This is a genomic window from Vibrio sp. bablab_jr001 (assembly GCF_016464285.1).
Classification (GTDB): Bacteria; Pseudomonadota; Gammaproteobacteria; order Enterobacterales; family Vibrionaceae; genus Vibrio; species Vibrio fluvialis.
In genome coordinates this window covers 541,789-560,767 of sequence record NZ_JACDWZ010000039.1, presented here as the reverse complement: position 1 = coordinate 560,767, position 18,979 = coordinate 541,789, and the positions used below count along the sequence as shown (strand labels likewise).

13 protein-coding genes are annotated in these 18,979 nt (G+C 50.0%); 10 read left to right on the top strand and 3 right to left on the bottom strand.

Features of this window, described 5'->3' with window-relative positions:
- The first annotated feature begins 172 nt into the window (after window positions 1–172).
- From JIG40_RS05420 to JIG40_RS05405, 4 genes are all read left to right on the top strand, one after another.
- A complete protein-coding gene (locus JIG40_RS05420) occupies window positions 173–3,523 on the top strand; it encodes an AraC family transcriptional regulator (RefSeq protein WP_199464927.1) in 3,351 nt (1,116 codons plus the stop codon).
- Window positions 3,524–4,209: 686 nt separating this feature from the next.
- On the top strand, window positions 4,210–4,437 hold the full coding sequence (locus JIG40_RS05415; RefSeq protein WP_020331223.1) for a FeoA family protein: 228 nt from the start codon (window positions 4,210–4,212) through the stop codon (window positions 4,435–4,437).
- Entirely contained in the window at window positions 4,437–6,707 is a 2,271-nt protein-coding gene (gene feoB, locus JIG40_RS05410; protein ID WP_158151818.1) for a Fe(2+) transporter permease subunit FeoB, read from the top strand. The genes JIG40_RS05415 and feoB overlap by 1 nt, the downstream gene beginning before the upstream one ends.
- Complete coding sequence (locus tag JIG40_RS05405; protein WP_100267525.1) at window positions 6,704–6,934, top strand: FeoC-like transcriptional regulator; 231 nt, start codon at window positions 6,704–6,706, stop codon at window positions 6,932–6,934. Before feoB ends, JIG40_RS05405 begins: the two co-directional genes overlap by 4 nt.
- Before the next feature lie 43 nt (window positions 6,935–6,977).
- On the opposite strand, the gene JIG40_RS05400 is transcribed toward JIG40_RS05405, so the two are convergent.
- Window positions 6,978–7,406, bottom strand: coding sequence for an HIT domain-containing protein (locus tag JIG40_RS05400; protein ID WP_020331226.1), 429 nt, complete (start codon window positions 7,404–7,406; stop codon window positions 6,978–6,980).
- A 113-nt stretch (window positions 7,407–7,519) separates the two neighbouring features.
- The gene (gene argS / locus JIG40_RS05395) at window positions 7,520–9,253 is read right to left on the bottom strand and encodes an arginine--tRNA ligase (protein ID WP_158151819.1); all 1,734 of its coding nucleotides are present in this window, start codon (window positions 9,251–9,253) and stop codon (window positions 7,520–7,522) included.
- A 206-nt stretch (window positions 9,254–9,459) separates the two neighbouring features.
- Between argS and JIG40_RS05390 the strand changes: the two genes are divergently transcribed.
- A complete protein-coding gene (locus JIG40_RS05390; protein WP_199464926.1) occupies window positions 9,460–10,053 on the top strand; it encodes a VOC family protein in 594 nt (197 codons plus the stop codon).
- Here the strand turns inward: JIG40_RS05390 and JIG40_RS05385 are convergent.
- Window positions 10,050–12,830 carry an insulinase family protein gene (locus tag JIG40_RS05385; RefSeq protein ID WP_158151820.1) on the bottom strand — a complete coding sequence of 927 codons (2,781 nt, stop codon included), beginning with the start codon at window positions 12,828–12,830 and terminating at the stop codon, window positions 10,050–10,052. The genes JIG40_RS05390 and JIG40_RS05385 overlap by 4 nt on opposite strands.
- A gap of 218 nt (window positions 12,831–13,048) precedes the next feature.
- On the opposite strand from JIG40_RS05385, the gene sixA reads away from it, so the two are divergent.
- The 5 genes from sixA (at window position 13,049) to JIG40_RS05360 (ending at window position 18,939) form a co-directional block, all read left to right on the top strand.
- Window positions 13,049–13,516: a phosphohistidine phosphatase SixA gene (sixA, locus tag JIG40_RS05380; RefSeq protein ID WP_020331230.1), complete on the top strand. Its 468-nt coding sequence runs from the start codon at window positions 13,049–13,051 to the stop codon at window positions 13,514–13,516.
- Between the two features lie 175 nt (window positions 13,517–13,691).
- The gene (gene flhA / locus JIG40_RS05375; protein WP_024374691.1) at window positions 13,692–15,785 is read left to right on the top strand and encodes a flagellar biosynthesis protein FlhA; all 2,094 of its coding nucleotides are present in this window, start codon (window positions 13,692–13,694) and stop codon (window positions 15,783–15,785) included.
- 29 nt (window positions 15,786–15,814) lie between these two features.
- The gene (gene flhF / locus JIG40_RS05370; RefSeq protein ID WP_199464925.1) at window positions 15,815–17,311 is read left to right on the top strand and encodes a flagellar biosynthesis protein FlhF; all 1,497 of its coding nucleotides are present in this window, start codon (window positions 15,815–15,817) and stop codon (window positions 17,309–17,311) included.
- Between the two features lie 13 nt (window positions 17,312–17,324).
- Window positions 17,325–18,212: a MinD/ParA family protein gene (locus JIG40_RS05365; protein WP_032080974.1), complete on the top strand. Its 888-nt coding sequence runs from the start codon at window positions 17,325–17,327 to the stop codon at window positions 18,210–18,212.
- Window positions 18,205–18,939, top strand: a complete 735-nt coding sequence (locus JIG40_RS05360; protein ID WP_020331234.1) for an RNA polymerase sigma factor FliA — start codon at window positions 18,205–18,207, stop codon at window positions 18,937–18,939. Before JIG40_RS05365 ends, JIG40_RS05360 begins: the two co-directional genes overlap by 8 nt.
- The last annotated feature ends 40 nt before the right edge of the window (window positions 18,940–18,979 follow it).

Sequence of the window (18,979 nt, the reverse complement as noted above, 5' to 3'; positions counted from 1 at the left end):
AAAGGTTTTTTTTGATCTGTTCCTGTGATCCAAGCTAGAAAAACCAAGATTTAATGAATACGAAAGTACACATGCGGCGCTGAAAGGCTAGAATACGCTATAATTAGCGCCGCAAATTAACTATTCAATAATAAGGCGTCAGGCATTTCTTTTTGTTGCTGAAGGAACCGCTTTGTCCCGATTATTGCTCCTCCTGAGCCTGCTGTCAGCGCTCTTCACATTCGCTATCAATGCGCAGGATAAAAGCCCATCTATCTTTTATCCGTTGCCGACGTTGTCGCAAGGCAAGGTGTTTATTGCTCAGGATCTGTTCCTGGGTGATGAGGGTGGAATCTGGATTCACGACGTGCACGGCCGGGTTGTCTTCTATGACGGCCAAAATGTACTGCCACGTCGAGGCTCTCTGCTTGCCGGTAATCCACAACAACTCGCCTATGCGCAGAATGCATTTTGGACGTTCATGGATAATGAACTCTATCGCACCGTCCCTCCTGATGAACCCGAACTGGTATTCAGCCTCACACCGGGGATAACAATCGAAAAGATTGGGGCATCGGCAGGCTACATCTGGCTCACGGACGAAACCCATTTCTACACTTACCACATCACAACCGGGGAATTTCAAACCTATTCTCTGATGACGCTTTTTCAGCTCAATCAGGCCAGTAAAGTGGTCGTGAATGATGCACAAATGATTTACACCAAATGGGTACTGGCGACCAATGCCGGGGTTTATCTTTCCAATGGGCAAAGTTTTTCCCATGTTCAACGTTCGGGAAAAGATTATGTTGAGACTATGTTTATGTCTCGCCGGCGTGATCAGCTTGTTGTCGGAACCGACGATGGCGCATTGATAATCGATATTAATCATCCGGAACAAGAGCCGCAAAAAGTCGGGAATGCTCCGGTATTTTCTATCGTTGAAACTGAGAATGAATATTGGATAGGCACCGACAACGGTCTCTTGGTCCACTCCGTTGAAACGGGCAACACAGTTAAATTGGAAGGCAACAATGCAGACGACTACGGCTTATCGAGCGGGCGAATTTACTCGTTAGTCAACGACAAGCAAGGGGGGATCTGGATTGCGACGGATAAAGGTATCCGCTATTTCTCTCGTTTTAGTCAGAAATTTACCCGTGTTTTGAATCGTGATATTGATGCGCCGAGTTTGGAAACAGAGATAAAGCATCTGTTTTCGATCAATCAGGGGCGGCAGTTTTTGATGAGTCGTTCAGATGGCCTGTATCTGATTCACTTCCTCAAAGGGTTTCGCAAGCAGCGAATATACCCGGATAGTGTCAATGACTTGGTCCAAACGGCGGAACAATTGTGGTTGGCGACCAATCAAGGGCTTTACTCATACATCCTCAATCGGCTGGAAGGGGCGGTTGCCGTTAATTCAAATGACTTGTTGCGTAAACCTATCCAGCATCTGGAACTCGATAGCAACAGTATCCTTTGGGGAAGCAGCGACAACTCGCTGTGGTCGTTGAATTTGAAGAGTGGAGAAGTGACCGATTATGGCTCAGACTGGATGTCCGCAGCAGCCAAAACGTCCAAGGTAACCGCGTTAAAGGCGACGAAAAGCTCAGGCTTACTCATCGGCACGGATCACGGCATTTATACGCTGGCAAACCAGCAAATCAGCTATGACAAAGCGAGTGCGGCTTACGGCGCCAATATCGACATCGAAGAGAGCGCGAGTGGGGAGGTGTGGTTTATCAGCACGTACGGCGCGTTTCGACGTCATTTCCTTCATCCGGAGACTGGTATTGAACCGCTGCCGCTGATTGATGACAACATCCGTCTGAAATGTATTCTTAAAACCAGTGAAGGTATGTGGTTAGGCTCGTCCAAGGGGATTACGCTTTACGATCCAAATGGGGCGATCAAAAAACATTTCGGGACACCTTATGGGTTGGTGAGCAATGAGCTGCGTACCGGGGTGTGCACTTCCGGCCGTTCATCAGTCAGTGAAACGTTACTGTTTTCATCGACGCTTGGTTTAGTCAAGGCCTCTGCCAAAGAGCTAGCCGAGTCGACGCTGCCATCATCGCCGCTCATTTTCAGTCAGATCAGTGTCGACTATCGTCCATTGCGGGTGGGAAGCCGCAACGCCGAGCAAATCGCGTTGACTTATGGCAGTCCGGTCAGTTTTCAGTTTGGTGCTTTGCCTGAGGCGCGCAGTCAAATGCTGGAGTTTCGCCTGAACAATGAGCAGTGGCAGCCTTTAGAAGGTACACAGTTGGCACTCGATCAACTGATGCCTGGTGAGTACCTGTTATCTATACGCAGTGCAAACGCCTATCTTATGCCGCCTCAGAGCGACAGCCTTTCGTTCACAGTACTTAAACCTTGGTACCTGTCGAATCTTGCTATTACCATTTATGCAGTGGGCTTTATTGCGATCGTGATTCTGTTCAGTTGGTGGCGTTCACGTATCATTTCGTCCATGAACCGGGAGCTAAAAGAGCAGGTGGTGCTGAAAACCAACCAAATGCGTCACCAAAGCAAAGCGGTATTAAGCAACAATCAGCAGCTGCGCAAGCAGATCCAAGTTCGCCATTTATGGCTGGAGAAATTGCTGCGTGGCATGAAGCCTTCGTTAATGGCATTGATTCGTCAGGCGCAATCTGGTCAGGCGCAGGAACTTAAGCAGACTGCAGAGACGTTGCTGGCTGATTTTGAGCAGCTGCATGTGCTGGGTAAAGATGACCATCCTCAATTGGCGCAACACGACATGCTGGATGTGATTGACACGGTGTTGGCCGGATGGGTGGCTGAGTTTGCCGCGGCGGGTATTAAAGTTGAACGCCACTGCACAGAAGCTCTTCCCGCTGCCGCGCTCAAACATTGGGGCGTGGATATTATATTCAACACGCTTTTTGCTCATGCCATTAAGCGCTTGTATCGTAATCAGACTCTGACAATTCAATGCCGGGTCAGAGAACAACGTATCGTTATCGCTTTGATTGATTGCGGTGACGCTGGCGCTGATTTGTCATCTCTCATGGTGGCATCTGGCGACAACCAGACGGCCTCTCTGAATCAGTTGGTAGCAGTCTCCGGAGGAGAATTGGTGGTCTTTTCTTCTTCTGAACGCAATCTGGTGGAATTGTCCTGGCCTCAGGCTTGTGATGAAGAACAAACCGAGCAGAGTGCGCTTGGTACTGTGGCAAATTCAGACTCGGAAGACAAACAGTGGCTGGCTAAAGTCGACATGTTGATCGCGAAGCATTATTCCGATGCCGAATTTAGTACCTCCGAAGCCGCCAAGCAGTTGTTTGTCTCAGAACGCAGCTTACAGCGCCGCTTTAAAACCGTGACAGACAAAACTTTTAAGGAATACCTGACAGAATATCGCTTGGAGAGAGCCTGCCAGTTTCTGCTGGAGGGCGCGAAAATATCGCAAGTGGCTTTTGACTGTGGATTCAATGACCCTTCCTATTTCAGCCAGCGTTTTAAGCATCATTTTGGTTTATCGCCGACGCAGTTTATTGAGGATAAAGAGCTGGTTTGAGACTAGCTTCTACTCACCTTCCTGATAAAGGCTATCCGTTACTGGAGCGGTAAACGGGTAGCTCAAGCTGTTCCTAACCGCATTTCCTTCAACGACGATTATTAGTTACGCTCAAGCAGACGTGAACAGAGACATTTTGTGTACGAAGGTTCAGGGTATCCAGGTGTTGCACATTGGGTATTGCGGGAGTGAGAAAGTGTTGAACTGACAGGGTGAAAAGATAAGAAAAAAATGTCGTGGTATAGCCGGGGGGACTATACCACGGGTGTCAACGACACCTTCGCTTGCTGCCGGAGTGATATGGTCTAAGCCATATCACCTCTGGAATTTCTATCTCAGGGACAATTCCCTGTCGACGAGAGTCACTATAACCACCTGGACTTTTTTTACTTATAAAATTAACGCCAGCGTGACCGGAGAAAACCGCCAATTTCTGTTTTATATTTAAATTATTGATTTTTATGGATAATTTTTTCGGTGTGATTTGATGGTGATCACATCAAGACGAGACTGAGTCAATGTAGAAGACAAGATTGACGTTTTTGACGAGGAGGTAATTAACAAAAATAACGGTTCAATCCGTGCAATCTTTGATTTCACACAATTACAGACGTAAGTTCGCGGCGTATGATTCGCATCATTAATAAAAATATTTCTCATTAACAATACGATTGCGTGTGGCTACGATGAAATTGTCTGATTTAAATGCGGGAGAGTCCGGCCTTATTCTGGCGCTCAATGGGCTTTCTACCGATGTACGAAAAAAACTCATGGTGATGGGATTGTTGCCAAACACTCAGGTGACACTGATTCGCCGTGCACCGATGGGTGACCCATTACAGGTTGAAGTGCGCGGTGTGTCCATTGCGGTACGTGAAAGTATTGCCGCAGCGATTGATGTGGAGAAAGCGTGATGCAGTATAACGTTTTAACCGTTGGTAACCCGAACAGTGGCAAAACCACCCTGTTTAATGGCCTGACTGGTGCTAAGCAGCAAGTCGGAAACTGGGCTGGTGTGACGGTGGAAAAAAAGACGGGTCGTTACCAGCATTCTGGTGATGAGTTCCGGCTCACCGATCTTCCGGGCATTTATGCACTCGACAGTGGCAATGACAGCAACAGTATTGATGAGTCCATTGCGTCACGCGCGGTGCTCACCCATCCAGCCGACCTGATTATCAACGTGGTTGATGTGACTTGTCTGGAACGCAGTCTTTATATGACATTACAACTGCGTGAGCTTGGCCGCCCGATGGTGGTGGTACTGAATAAAATGGATGCGCTCAAGCGTGAGCGTCAGACCATTGATGTGAAAAAGCTCGAGAAAGCGATTGGTTGTCCGGTGTTCACACTATCTGCCAATAACAAAGGTCAGGTTCGTCAATTTAAAGAGAAACTTCACAAAGTTGTGGTGCAGGGCATTGCCCTTGAACAACTGGATTTGAATTACGGTGATGACTTTGAAGCGTCAATCGCTCGCCTCGCTCCGCTGTTTTCGGATCAGGAAGTTTCTGCTCGCGCTCTGGCGATTCGCTCACTGGAAAACGATCTGTTGGTGATCAACAGCCTCGAGCAAACTTACCGCGAGCAGATCGCTAACGAACAACGCCTTTGTGCGATGGATATCGACCTTCATGTCGCCGATTGTAAATACACCTATCTACATCAACTCTGCCAGAAAGTGCGTCGCAGCGAAGGTAAATTGAGCCACAGCTTTACGGCAAAAGCGGATCGCTTTGTCCTCAATAAGTGGATTGGTGTGCCATTCTTCTTCGTGGTTATGTACCTGATGTTTATGTTCTCCATCAATATAGGCAGTGCTTTTATCGACTTCTTCGATATCGGGGTTGGTGCGCTGCTGGTGGATGGTGGTCACTATCTGTTGGATGGGCATCTTCCGGTCTGGCTGGTCACCATTCTGGCTGATGGTATCGGCGGTGGTATTCAAACCGTGGCAACCTTTATTCCGGTGATCGCCTGTTTGTATCTGTTCCTGGCGGTGTTAGAAAGTTCAGGTTACATGTCGCGCGCGGCGTTTGTGCTGGATAAAGTGATGCAGAAAATCGGCCTGCCGGGCAAAGCATTTGTCCCGCTGGTTCTCGGCTTTGGCTGTAACGTGCCTGCGATCATGGCAACGCGAACGCTTGATCAAGAGCGTGAACGCAAGTTAGCCGCATCCATGGCTCCGTTTATGTCGTGTGGTGCGCGTCTGCCGGTATACGCACTCTTTGCCGCAGCGTTCTTCCCGGAAAGCGGCCAGAATGTCGTGTTTGCCTTGTACTTGCTGGGTATTGTTGCGGCAGTCTTTACTGGTTGGGTACTGAAGAAAACGTTGTTCCCGGGTTCGAGTGACAATTTGGTGATGGAGATGCCGGATTACGAAGTGCCTACGCTGCAAAACGTGCTGATCAAAACCTGGCAGAAACTGAAACGTTTTGTTCTTGGCGCAGGTAAAACCATCGTGATTGTGGTGGCGATTCTGAGTTTTTTGAACTCGGTAGGTACCGACGGCTCATTTGGCAACGAAGACAGTGACAACTCTGTGCTTTCTAAAGCGGCGCAAGTTGTGACGCCAGTGTTCGAGCCGATTGGCATCAATCATGATAACTGGCAGGCAACTGTGGGTATCATTACTGGCATTTTTGCCAAAGAAGCGGTGGTGGGGACGCTGAACAACCTTTACACCTCAGCGCAAGGCGATGATGCCGAGTACGATCTGATGGGCAGCCTGAAAGATGCGGTGATGTCGATTCCTGAAAACTTGATGGGTCTGAACTTCTCTGATCCATTAGGCATTGAAGTCGGTGATTTATCAGACAGCGCATCGGTGGCTCAAGATCAGCAAGTGGATGCTTCCATCTTCGGTAACTTGAACAACCATTTTGTCACTGGCTATGCAGCGTTCTCGTACCTGATCTTTATTCTGCTTTACACGCCTTGTGTGGCGGCGATGGGGGCTTATGTGCGTGAGTTTGGTACGCGATATGCGCGCTTTATTGCGGTGTGGACGATGGGGCTGGCTTACGCATCCGCAGCGCTGTTTAACCAGGCTGCTCACTTTAGTGAATCGCCAGTCAGCAGTGCCAGCTGGATTGGCGGTATTTTACTGGTGTGTGCACTGGTTTACAGCCTGCTTAAACGGGCTGGACGTAAACAGCAACGTCTTGAGGTACAGATGGCATGATTTTGACTGAGCTAAAACAAGCGATTGAGGCGCAGAGCGGTATTTCGCGCAAAGAGCTCGCGAAACGTTTTGCGCTCAGTGAAGACGGTGTGGACGCGATGCTCGCAGTGTGGATCAAAAAAGGTGTCATTTCTCGTTTTATTGACACCAATGCCGCGCAGCAGGTTACCCGGATTCGATATTCGCTCAATCAGGCCCAGGGGTTATCCGTGACTGTGACCATGTAGTTGATAATAAAAAAGCCGCTTTGCGCGGCTTTTTTTATGGCGATTAAACGTTGACGAACAGTGAGCTCAACGAGAGCACGTTACGCAGTTTAGTCAGCATCACGTCTTGCTCTGCTTCACTGCGACGTTCACCTTTGGTGTTGCCCCACACTGGGCCCGGCCAGGCAATGTCATCCTGGAAGCGCGCGATGTGGTGGATATGCAGTTGTGGAACCATGTTACCCAGCGCACCCAGATTGAGTTTGTCCGGCTGAAATAGCGCTTCGAGCGCTTGGTTCACCGCTTGCGACTCTAACAGGAATTGCTGCTGTTCATGCATCGGTAGGTGATGCAGCTCTTTCAGATTCGCCTTTTTCGGAACCAGAATGACCCAAGGCACCGCTGCGTCTTTATGCAGCAGAGCGACACACAAAGGGAAATGGCCAATGACATCGGTATCTTTTGCTAACTGAGGATGAAGTTCGAAACTCATGGTGATGATCCGTTAATGGTTGATGCCGTCGGAGTGCGACAGAAGTGGCCATTATACGCTAATAAAAAAGGCTGACACTATGTGCCAGCCTTTGAATATTCTCAATTTTGCAATTACATGCGTTCTAGGGTGTTGATCCCCAGTAGAGACAGGCCTTGCTTGATGGTCTTCGCGGTCAGCGCAGCCAGTTTCAGGCGGCTCTGTTTCACGCTCTCATCTTCGGCAATCAGGATCGGGCAAGCTTCGTAGAAGCTAGAGAATTGGCCCGCCAATTCGAACAGGTAGCTACACAGAATGTGCGGCTGACCTTCACGAGATACAGATTGCACCGCTTCTTCAAATTGCAGCAGTTTGGCGATCAGTGCTTTCTCTTTCTCTTCAGTGATCTTGATTTCGCCCGTCAGGTTGTCTGGTGAAACGCCTGCTTTTGCGAAGATAGACGCAACACGTGTGTACGCGTACTGCATGTATGGTGCGGTGTTACCTTCAAACGCCAGCATGTTGTCCCAGTCAAACACGTAGTCAGTGGTACGGTGTTTAGACAGGTCTGCGTATTTCACCGCAGCCATCGCGACCGTGGTGGCGATCTCTGCTTTCTCGTCTGCGTCTAAATCCGGGTTTTTCGATTCGATCAGCGCTTTTGCACGTTCTTCGGCTTCATCCAGCAGATCTGCCAGACGTACCGTGCCGCCTGCACGTGTCTTGAATGGACGCCCATCTTTGCCCAGCATCATACCGAATGCGTGGTGTTCCAGAGTCACGGCTTCAGGCACGTAACCGGCTTTACGCACAATAGTCCACGCTTGCATCAGGTGCTGGTGCTGACGAGAGTCGATGAAGTACAGCACACGATCCGCGCCCAGCGTTTCGTAACGGTATTTCGCACATGCGATGTCTGTTGTGGTGTAAAGGAAGCCGCCATCGCGCTTCTGGATGATCACACCCATAGGCTCGCCGTCTTTGTTTTTGAACTCTTCGAGGAAGACCACTTGCGCGCCGTCATCTTCTTGGGCCAGACCTTTTTGTTTGAGGTCAGCTACGATGCCTGGAAGCATGTCGTTGTACATGCTTTCGCCCATGACGTCATCACGAGTCAATGATACGTTCAGACGATCGTAGTTGCGTTGGTTTTGAATCATGGTCACGTCGACCAGTTTCTTCCACATGTCGAGACAGAATGCGTCACCGCCTTGCAGTTTCACTACGTAGTTACGTGCTCTTTCCGCAAACTCTGCATCTTCGTCGTACAGCTTTTTCGATTCACGGTAGAAGGCTTCCAGGTCAGACAGTTCCATCGACACTTCGCCAGACTCTTGCTGCACACGCTCAAGGTTTGCGATCAGCATCCCGAACTGAGTACCCCAGTCGCCGATGTGGTTGGCGCGAATGACTTTGTGGCCCAGGAATTCCAGGGTACGAACCACCGCGTCACCGATGATGGTTGAACGCAGGTGACCTACGTGCATTTCTTTGGCTACGTTCGGCGCTGAGTAGTCAGCCACGATAGTTTGTTGTGCTTCTTGCGCTACACCCAGACGCTCATCAGCAAGGGCCGCATCGGCTTGTTTAGCCAGGAACTCTTCACTCAGGAAAATGTTGATGAAACCTGGGCCCGCGATTTCGGTTTTGCTCGCGATACCGTCTAAATCAAGCACGTCGATGACTTTTTGCGCGAATTCTCGCGGATTAGTACCTAACTGTTTTGCAACGCCCATTACGCCGTTGGCCTGATAATCACCAAACTGTGGTTTTGCGGATTGGCGAACAGCTGCAGGGCTGCCTGCAGGTGCGCCAGCGGCTTCAAGAGCCTGAGATACTTTGTCATTAATCAGTGCTTGGATATTCACACGCGTGTCCTTCAATTCTGGGAATTGGTTGGGTATGCATTTTATTCACTGGGCAGTAGTGAATGCATATCTCGATTTTGTTCATAAATTGGCGCACATGATAGCAATTTTATTACTGGGCTTATAGGGACAAAATTACGAAATTTTCTACTTTTCGATTGAATCTTGGTAACATCGACGACAAATCATTATTTTGGGTAGTTAAAATGCTTCAGTCGCTGATGGAATCAGGCCTTCATCCTGTTCAAATGAAAGACAAACTCGCTGAATTCATGCATAAAATTCAGCAATTATCCGAGCTTTTGCATATCGATTTGTCAAACCACACGCTGGACCACATTGCACTCAGAATCAACGAAATGCATCTTGCCAAAGCGGCGCATCTGGAATGGCTAAAAGAGGGCGAGGAAATCTCCTGCGCGCAGATTAACGGCCGTCCAATTATTGTCATTGCGTTTGACCAGCCATTGGCTGCGGCGCAATGGACGATTGAATGCCTGGAACTGCCTTATCCGGCACCGGGGAAAACTTATCCGGATCAGAGCTGGGAACATGTGGAGTTTGTGGTGCCGTCTGAAGCGCAGACCGCTGATGACTTTCTGGCTGACCTGCACCAGCAGTATCCCGCTCTGGCGCAGCAGTGGTCACAGTTGGCTGAACTTGGTGTGAAAACCAAGCTTTCGAGCCCGAAAGGTGAGGGTGAACGCTTGAACAACCCAACGGTGGCGTTCAAATGGCAGGGTGTGTGTATCAAACTGCACCCCCACACCCTCAAAGCCATTGTTGAATCAGAACGTTAACCGAGATCGTAGGCTTTCGGGCGCAACTGAAACTCTTCAATCGACCCGATTTCCTGTCCCAGACTCAGCGGCTCTGCCTCTTCGTGAGCATTGCCCTGAGTATGCATAATCAGACGGTTGGCGGTCCGCGGTTTAAGCTCGTTAACCACAAAGCGAATCATGTCGGAGCGGCTGAGCTGCTTCAGCTCTTCTAATACCACTTCCCGTTGATCAAACGTCCAGTCTTTATTGCCGATGGCAACCCACAGACGTTGAGCCCGTGTGCGCAGCGTCGGGTCCGGTGTCGCTATCTGATTCCACAAACCGCGTTTACTGCTGTGCCATTGATATTCGTTAAGCTCCAGCAACACCATGTAAAAAGCATTGAGGAATTCGTCGATGGAGCGAATCAGATCGGCGGGGGCAGCATTCGGCGACTGCACATACAGCACCATACCCGGATGACGGTTGAGCGGCATATTGCCAGTGCCAACCATGTAACCCAGTTGCTGCTTAGTGCGGATTTCGTGGAAGAAGGTGGCCGACATCAGGTGATTCGCCAGTGAGTAGAGCGCAATACTGCGCGGCTCGGTGTCTTTGGACTGGTAATACACCACAATCGCCGAGTCGTCCTGATCGCAACTGACTTCGCGCTGAAAGGTACCATTGTGGCCCAGCATCACCAGCGGACGTAGTGACTCTTCATAGGTTTGATTCTTGACGCGCAGCGCGTCTTTCAGTACTTCGGCCATGGCATGAGCGTCCTGCTTCTGCCAGTCACCGTAAACAAACATCTCGATGTGCAATTGAGCGATGATCTTCTCAACGAACTCGGCCAGTTCACTGACTTCAATCGTTTCCAACGCGTCCAGCAACTGGTCGTATGGCGGGTTATTGGGCTGCAGCAGGCCAGTCATGGCATTGAAAAGCTGTGAAATCGGCCGGTCGTGGGCAGCGTTGCGCCAGTTACGCAACAGTTGTTGCTTGATGGTTTCGAAGCGCTTCTCGCTGAACTCGCGACGGGCAAATTTGTCGAGAATCATCTTCATCAGCTGAGGCTGCTTCTGACTGAAGCCCGAGATAGTCAGCGTGACACCGCCTTGATGGGCATACATGTTGTAGCCCATACCCGCAATTTCAGCCTGATAAGTTTCTTTGGCCAGCGTGTCGAGGAACATTTCGACACACAAACGAGTGATGACGATGTTGCGAGTGCTGGCGACGGAATGTGGGCTATCAATGGCAATATAAATCACGCCCTTAGGGACGCGAAACTCGGTATCTTGCAGGTGCCACAAACGGAAACCTGGCAGATCCTGTAATATTTGCGGTAGCGTTTCTTGTTCGTTTTCCAGCGGCCGAGGGTCGAGCTGATCGCAGATGAACGGGTTTTCTGGTGGCAATAGCAACGGCAGAGATGCACTCTGCTGATTAAATTTCGCCATCTGCTCCGGACTGAATGGGCGCAAAGCGTATGGGGTGAAATACCAGTCGGCTTCGCTGTCGTAATCCTGTCCTTGCGTGATCAGGGTCGCGCGCAGATTTTCTGGCACCAGATAGCTCAGAATTTCGTTGAGTAAAGCTTCATCGTACGCTTGCATCATGTAGTCGCCATAAATGGTGTCTTCCGCGGCGTAATGCTGCATATTGATCACCAGATGACTGACAATGTCGAGTGGGCGCGAGGTTTCCTGAAACCGAAATGCCGATTCCAACACCGCACGTTTTTCCATGTAGCGCCATTCGTCTAAGCCGTTTTCACGAATCAGCGTTAAGGTTTCAAACATGGCTTGAATGATGTCATCAACATGTTCCAGACCGAGGGGAGTGAGCGTACAACTGATGGAAAACTCACGGTAGTTGCTGCCGCTGGCGCCGCCGCCGGCAGACAACGAGGTAATCCAGCCTTTGTCTTTCAAGGCCAGCAGCAGGCTGCCTTCACCTTCATAGCCGATCAGATGGGCAAAATAGGAGAGTGGCTTACGCTGGTAATACGCGTCGGTGCTGGGCATCGGAAAGCTCAGGATGAGCTTACGAATCTCTTTGAGTGGTTCGACATGAATCATCACGCCGGTTTGTTCCGGAGTCACAAACGGCTCGGTAATGGTCTTGTTCGCCAGATGGCGATTGGGAATGGCGGCAAACTTGTCGTTCGCCCATTGAGCCAATTCATCGAGGCTTTGCGGGCCCATTATCACTAACGTCATCAGGTCAGACGAATAATGTTGCTCATGGAACGCGATGATTTCGTCGCGAATGTTGCTGCCTTCACGATCGCCCAATGTTTCCAAATTACCGACCGAAAACTTCGCAAACGGGTGCTGCGGGTTGATGGTGGCTTTCTGTACCTGATACAAGCGGCGAGAATCGTCGTTCAGTTTCAGTTTGTATTCGGAGTCGACCGCCTGACGCTCTTTGTCCAGCGCTTCAGCATTAAACAACGGCGCGGTAAAGAACTGACTGAAGCGGTCGAGTGCCTTTTCAAACACGTTCGGCGAGACATCAAAGAAGAAGCACGTATGTTCTGTCCCTGTCCACGCATTATTGGTACCACCGTGCTGATTAATTACGCTTTGAAATTCGCCCACTTTAGGGTATTTTCGCGTGCCTAAAAACAGCATGTGTTCAAGGTAATGTGCCAAACCTTCACGGTCCGTCGGATCGTCAAAATGGCCAACTTTGACCGCTAAGGCTGCTGCAGATTTCTGGGCACTTTCATTGTGGATCAACAGCACACGCAACGAATTGGACAGAGTCAGATGTCGGTAGCTATTTGAATCATTTGGGCTAATGTGCACAGAAGTTCTCCGGTAGGGCTTTGATTTAAGTATGGCGTTGAAACGATACGGCGCAAATTCAAGTCTGTGATTTTTTGAGCAGAATGTCATTCTAGTCCCAAAGATGACTTTTTAATAGACTGTTACCCCGGTCTAAGTCTTTACGAACGGTGCTGTTATAATCAGCGGCAAAGCAGCCTCAGACTGCCTGTGTGTATAAGAGCAAATAGGTATACATAATGAAAATTTTTATCATGCGTCACGGTGAGGCTCATCACTATGCAGCCAGTGATGCAGAGCGAGCTTTAACGGAGCGAGGTCGGAATGAGTCGGTCGCGGTTGCTCGTGCCTGTATTGAGCAGCAAGACCTACATCATTTCGATAAAGTTCTGGTCAGCCCTTATCTACGTGCTCAGCAAACCTGGCAGGAAATCTCTCGCTATTTTGCGGCAAGACAAGTACAGATATGCGAGGACATCACGCCGTATGGTTCGGCCGATGAGGTGTTTGACTATGTATCGGCACTGGTTGAACTGGAAGCATTAGACACGCTGCTGCTGGTATCGCACTTGCCGCTGGTGGGTTATTTGGCGTCTGAATTTGTAGCAGATATGGTGCCGCCGATGTTCCCGACCTCGGGCTTGATGTGCATTGAGTTTGACCCTCAATCGCGTCAGGGCAAAGTCGCGTGGAACGTGCACCCGTAATTTGCACGGTGCGAAAAGAAAAGGTTGTCTGCGGGCAGCCTTTTTTATTGGTCGCTGGCCTTAGATTTATCCCTCAGCCAAGTTTTTGACAGTTTCTCATGGACTAAAAATTGCATCATCGCGCTAACGCCTTGTTGCGTCGCTGAATTCTCAACCACTAATAGCTTGCAGGCCTATGAAGTTTACACTGCCATTTGCGGACAAATTGCCCAACATTCCTCAACGCAGCATGCCTGCCATCGGTGCGCCAGTTATGGTACTGGCGACGTTGGCGATGGTGGTGCTGCCGATGCCCGCATTTCTGCTTGACCTCTTTTTTACTTTCAACATTGCCTTATCGATGGTGGTGCTGCTGGTAACGGTTTACACACGCAGACCACTGGATTTCGCTGCATTCCCGACTGTACTGCTGATTGCGACCTTGTTACGTCTGGCGCTCAACGTCGCCTCAACTCGGGTGGTGTTGCTCTATGGTCATGAAGGCCCCGGCGCGGCGGGTAACGTGATTGAAGCGTTTGGTAACGTAGTGATTGGCGGCAACTACGCTGTTGGTCTGGTGGTGTTCTTAATCCTGATGATCATCAACTTTATGGTGGTCACCAAAGGTGCGGGCCGGATTTCTGAGGTAAGCGCTCGCTTTACATTGGATGCCTTGCCGGGTAAACAGATGGCGATTGATGCGGATCTCAACGCTGGTCTGATTGATCAAGAGCAAGCGCGTACTCGCCGTTTTGAAGTCACCAAAGAAGCGGACTTTTACGGTTCGATGGATGGTGCGTCCAAGTTCGTCAAAGGGGACGCGATTGCCGGTATTCTGATCCTGTTTATCAACATTATCGGTGGCCTTACTATCGGGATGATTCAATACGGTCTTGGCTTTGGCGAAGCGATTCAAATCTATACCTTGCTGACCATCGGTGACGGTCTGGTTGCTCAGATCCCGTCGCTGCTGCTCTCCATTGGTGCCGCGATCATGGTAACGCGTCAAAATACCGATGAAGACATGGGCCAGCAGGTCATTTTCCAGCTGTTCGACAATCCGAAAGCACTGATGATTACCTCCGCCATTCTTGGCGTGATGGGGATTGTACCTGGCATGCCGCATTTTTCGTTTCTGACCCTGGCTATTTTGGCAGGGGGCAGTGCCTACATGATTCAGCGCAAACAGAAACAAGCCGAAAGCGATGCCAAACTGCCCGCGAAAATTGAAGGTGAAGCGCCGACACCACGCGAGTTGTCGTGGGATGATGTGCAGCCTGTCGATGTGATTGGTCTGGAAGTGGGTTATCGTTTGATTCCTCTGGTGGATCGCGATCAGGGCGGGGAACTGCTTGAACGGGTAAAAGGCGTGCGCAAGAAGTTGTCACAAGATTTTGGTTTCCTCATTCCGCCGGTTCACATTCGTGACAACCTAGAACTCACGCCGAACAGTTACCGCATCACCTTGATGGGGGTTGCCGTGGGGGAAGCGGAGATTCGCCCGGATCAAGAACTGGCGATTAACCCGGGCCAGGTATACGGCATGATTGACGGTGAACACACCTATGACCCGGCATTTGGGTTGGAAGCAGTGTGGATTCGTGAAGAGCAACGTGAGCATGCGCAAGCGCTCGGATACACCGTAGTTGACTCGTCAACCGTGCTGGCGACTCATTTGAGTCAACTGCTGACCAACAATGCTGCCCAGCTGATTGGTCATGAAGAAGTGCAGAATCTGCTGGAAATGCTGAGCCGTTCTGCGCCGCGCTTGGTCGATGGTTTTGTTCCGGATCAACTGGCGTTGGGTGTAGTCGTTAAAGTACTGCAGAACTTGTTGCACGAAGCCATTCCGATTCGCGATATTCGAACCATTGTGCAAACCCTGTCTGAGTATTCCAGTAAGAGTCAAGAACCCGACATTCTGACGGCCGCGGTAAGGATTGCGTTGAAACGTCTAATCGTCCAAGAAATCAATGGTATAGAGCCTGAGCTGCCGGTGATTACCCTGATTCCTGAGCTGGAACAAATTTTGCATCAGACCATGCAAGCTTCAGGGGGAGAATCGGCAGGTATTGAACCTGGATTGGCGGAGCGGCTGCAGATGGCATTGAGCCAGGCAACGCAGGAGCAAGAGCTGAAAGGCGAACCTGCGGTACTGCTGACTTCCGGTGTGCTGCGTTCGACATTGGCCAAGTTCGTCAAGAACACCATTCCAAACCTGAGAGTGCTGTCGTATCAAGAGATACCAGACGAAAAACAAATTCGCATTGTGCAGGCGGTTGGTAACTGACCTTCTCACATAAATAATGGATAGCTGCTTTGAAAATTAAACGATTTTTTGCCAAAGACATGAGAACAGCGCTGCTTCAGGTTAAAGAAGAACTGGGCGCGGAGGCGGTGATCATGTCAAACAAAAAAGTCGCGGGTGGCGTCGAAATCGTGGCGGCGGTGGATGGAGAAACAACCTCCGTTGCTCCGGCGGTGACGAAACAGTACGGTTCACAACCAAGACACATCGGCACTCAGGCGTCACCGAAGCTCCAAAGCACGCCTTCCCGACGCGAACTGCAAGATGATCGGGTAAGCCTGAACAATGGTTCAAGCAACGGTACATCAATGACTCAGCGTTTTGCCAACATGCTCAAGCAGTACAGTAATGGCGCGCATGAGGAAGAGTCGCAGTATCGCGCCGAAAATGAAGACTCGCTGTCGGCGTTACTTAAGCGTCAGACCGACACTCGCACGACAGAGAGCCGCTCTTCGCTGGCCCGCCAGCTCAACAACGATTCTCCGCTGGCGAAACTGATTGCTGAAGAACGTTCCGAGGCTCGGGCTCGTCCGCGTTTGGATCCGTCGCGCTACGAACGTCAGCGCGAAGAAGAAACGCCAATGGCAGCCAACGAGCTGGAAAATATGCGTGAAGAGATGACCTCTATTCGCCGCCTGTTGGAACATCAGGTTTCGGGGTTGATGTGGCAGGAAGTGGAACGTCGCGAACCGCTGCGTGCCATGTTGATTAAACGTCTGGAACGTATGGGTGTTTCTCTGGACCTGGCCGACCAGCTGGCCTGCTACATTCCGGAAGATACACAACCGCAAAAAGCGTGGAAAGCACTGCTGGGTCTGGTTTCAGACCAAATTCCAGTGGTGAAGCAAGATATTCTCAAACGTGGCGGCGTGGTGGCGCTGCTTGGACCTACCGGTGTTGGTAAAACGACCACGGTGGCGAAGCTGGCGGCACGCGCGGCGATGGAATACGGTTCGGACAACGTTGCCCTAGTGACAACCGACACTTACCGTATCGGCGCCCATGAGCAATTATCCATTTATGGAAGAATTATGGGTTGTCCTGTAAGAGTAGCTAAAGATTCCAAAGAGTTAGCCGATGTAATATATCAGCTACGTAATCGTCGCCTGATTTTGGTGGATACAGCTGGCATGGGACAGCGCGATGTGCGCCTGTCTGAGCAACTCGATACCCTCATGCAAGAGAGTGGAGAAGTCATCCACAGCTATCTGGTGTTACCTGCCACGGCGCAACGCAAAGTGTTGCAGGAAACCATTGAGCACTTTAGAAGAATTCCTCTTTCAGGGTGCATTATGACCAAGCTCGACGAATGTCTGAGCTTAGGTGAATTTGTTAGTGTTGTAGTTCAAAATTCGTTGCCTGTGGCGTACATCGCCAATGGTCAGCGTGTACCCGAAGATATAGTGATTGCTCAGCCCAAATATATGGTTGCGAAAGCAAACGAGTTGCTAGAGAAGTCGACAGAGAATGAACCTCACTACTGGAACAGTGATTCAGAAAGATTCTAGGCGGCGGACAGATATGACAAACAAAATGATATATGACCAAGCAAGCGGCTTACGTCGTTTAACCCAACCCTCTGTAACCAAAGTCATCGCGGTGACTGGTGGTAAAGGCGGTGTGGGCAAATCAAATGTGACTCTGGGTATGGCCATTTGCATGGCACGCCAGGGCAAAAAAGTCATGGTGCTGGATGCCGACCTGGGATTAGCGAACGTGGACGTGATGCTCGGCATTCGTCCTAAGCGCAACTTAGGCCATGTGTTGGCCGGTGAATGTGAGCTGAAAGATGCTATCGTAGAAGGACCACATGGGATTAAAATCATCCCGGCGACTTCTGGTACGCAATCCATGACTGAGCTGTCACACGCTCAGCACGTGGGGTTGATTCGTGCCTTCGGTTCGTTGGAAGATGAGATGGACATTCTGCTGGTGGATACTGCAGCAGGTATCTCTGACATGGTGGTCAGCTTCTCGCGTGCTGCGCAAGATGTTGTGCTGGTGGTGTGCGATGAACCCACTTCTATCACAGATGCATATGCACTGATCAAACTTTTGAGCAGAGAACATCAGGTTCAGCGATTTAAGATTGTTGCCAACATGGTCAGAAGCTATCGTGAAGGACGAGAGTTGTTCGCGAAACTGACACTGGTCACCGAGCGCTTCTTGAATGTAAGCCTTGAACTGGTCGCCTGTATTCCTCTGGACGACAACGTGCGTCAGGCAGTAAAAAGACAGAAAATCGTGGTGGATGCCTTCCCGCGTTCACCCGCATCGCTGGCGATCAGCTCTTTGGCGAACAAGGCCTTAACCTGGCCGATCCCGAGAACCCCGAGTGGGCATCTGGAATTTTTCGTCGAAAGGCTGCTTAACCGGTCAGAAATAGTAGGGGAACCATTCGGTGAATAAAGCGCTTACTTATGATCAATACGGCAATATCAATAGCCAGAAATTGTTTCTGGAAAAATATTCCGTATTGGTTAAGCGTATAGCTCATCACTTAATCGGGCGTTTACCTCCTAGTGTACTCATTGAAGATTTAATACAAGCCGGCATGGTCGGCTTACTTGAAGCGCAAAAGAACTACGACGGAAGTAAAGGTGCGAGTTTTGAAACCTATGCCGGTATTCGTATTCGAGGCGCGATGCTCGACGATATTCGGCGAGGTGACTGGGTGCCACGCTCGGTACATAAACACAACCGGGAAATCAGTCAGGCAATTGCAGAACTGGAAGGGATCCTAAATCGTGACCCGTCCGATACAGAAGTCGCAAAACACCTAGGTATGTCGTTAGATCAATACCATAGCGTGTTAACCGACATAAACTGTTCACGAATTGTCGGAATTGAAGATCTGGGAGTGACGGATGACGCCATTTCGCCTGTGGACGATGATGAAGACAACTCTCCTTTCAAAGGGGTTGCCGACGAATCGTTCCGTAAAGCATTGGTTGAGTCAATAAAATCGCTTCCTGAGCGTGAAGCCTTAGTACTTTCGCTCTATTATGATGAAGAACTAAACTTGAAAGAAATTGGGGAAGTACTTGGCGTGAGTGAGTCCCGCGTGAGCCAAATACTGAGCCAAGCAATGCAACGTCTGCGAACCAAGTTGAGTTCCTGGACACAAAACGACTAAATATCACTGATTTCGAACTCAGTGGAGGCAATTTTGAATA

Bases quoted from the DNA above. Each gene is read 5' to 3' on its own strand.
- JIG40_RS05415 (WP_020331223.1), top strand. From the start codon at position 4,210: ATGAAATTGTCTGATTTAAATGCGGGAGAGTCCGGCCTTATTCTGGCG.
- feoB (WP_158151818.1), top strand. From the start codon at position 4,437: ATGCAGTATAACGTTTTAACCGTTGGTAACCCGAACAGTGGCAAAACC.
- JIG40_RS05405 (WP_100267525.1), top strand. From the start codon at position 6,704: ATGATTTTGACTGAGCTAAAACAAGCGATTGAGGCGCAGAGCGGTATT.
- JIG40_RS05400 (WP_020331226.1), bottom strand. From the start codon at position 7,406: ATGAGTTTCGAACTTCATCCTCAGTTAGCAAAAGATACCGATGTCATT.
- JIG40_RS05390 (WP_199464926.1), top strand. From the start codon at position 9,460: ATGCTTCAGTCGCTGATGGAATCAGGCCTTCATCCTGTTCAAATGAAA.
- sixA (WP_020331230.1), top strand. From the start codon at position 13,049: ATGAAAATTTTTATCATGCGTCACGGTGAGGCTCATCACTATGCAGCC.
- flhA (WP_024374691.1), top strand. From the start codon at position 13,692: ATGAAGTTTACACTGCCATTTGCGGACAAATTGCCCAACATTCCTCAA.
- JIG40_RS05365 (WP_032080974.1), top strand. From the start codon at position 17,325: ATGACAAACAAAATGATATATGACCAAGCAAGCGGCTTACGTCGTTTA.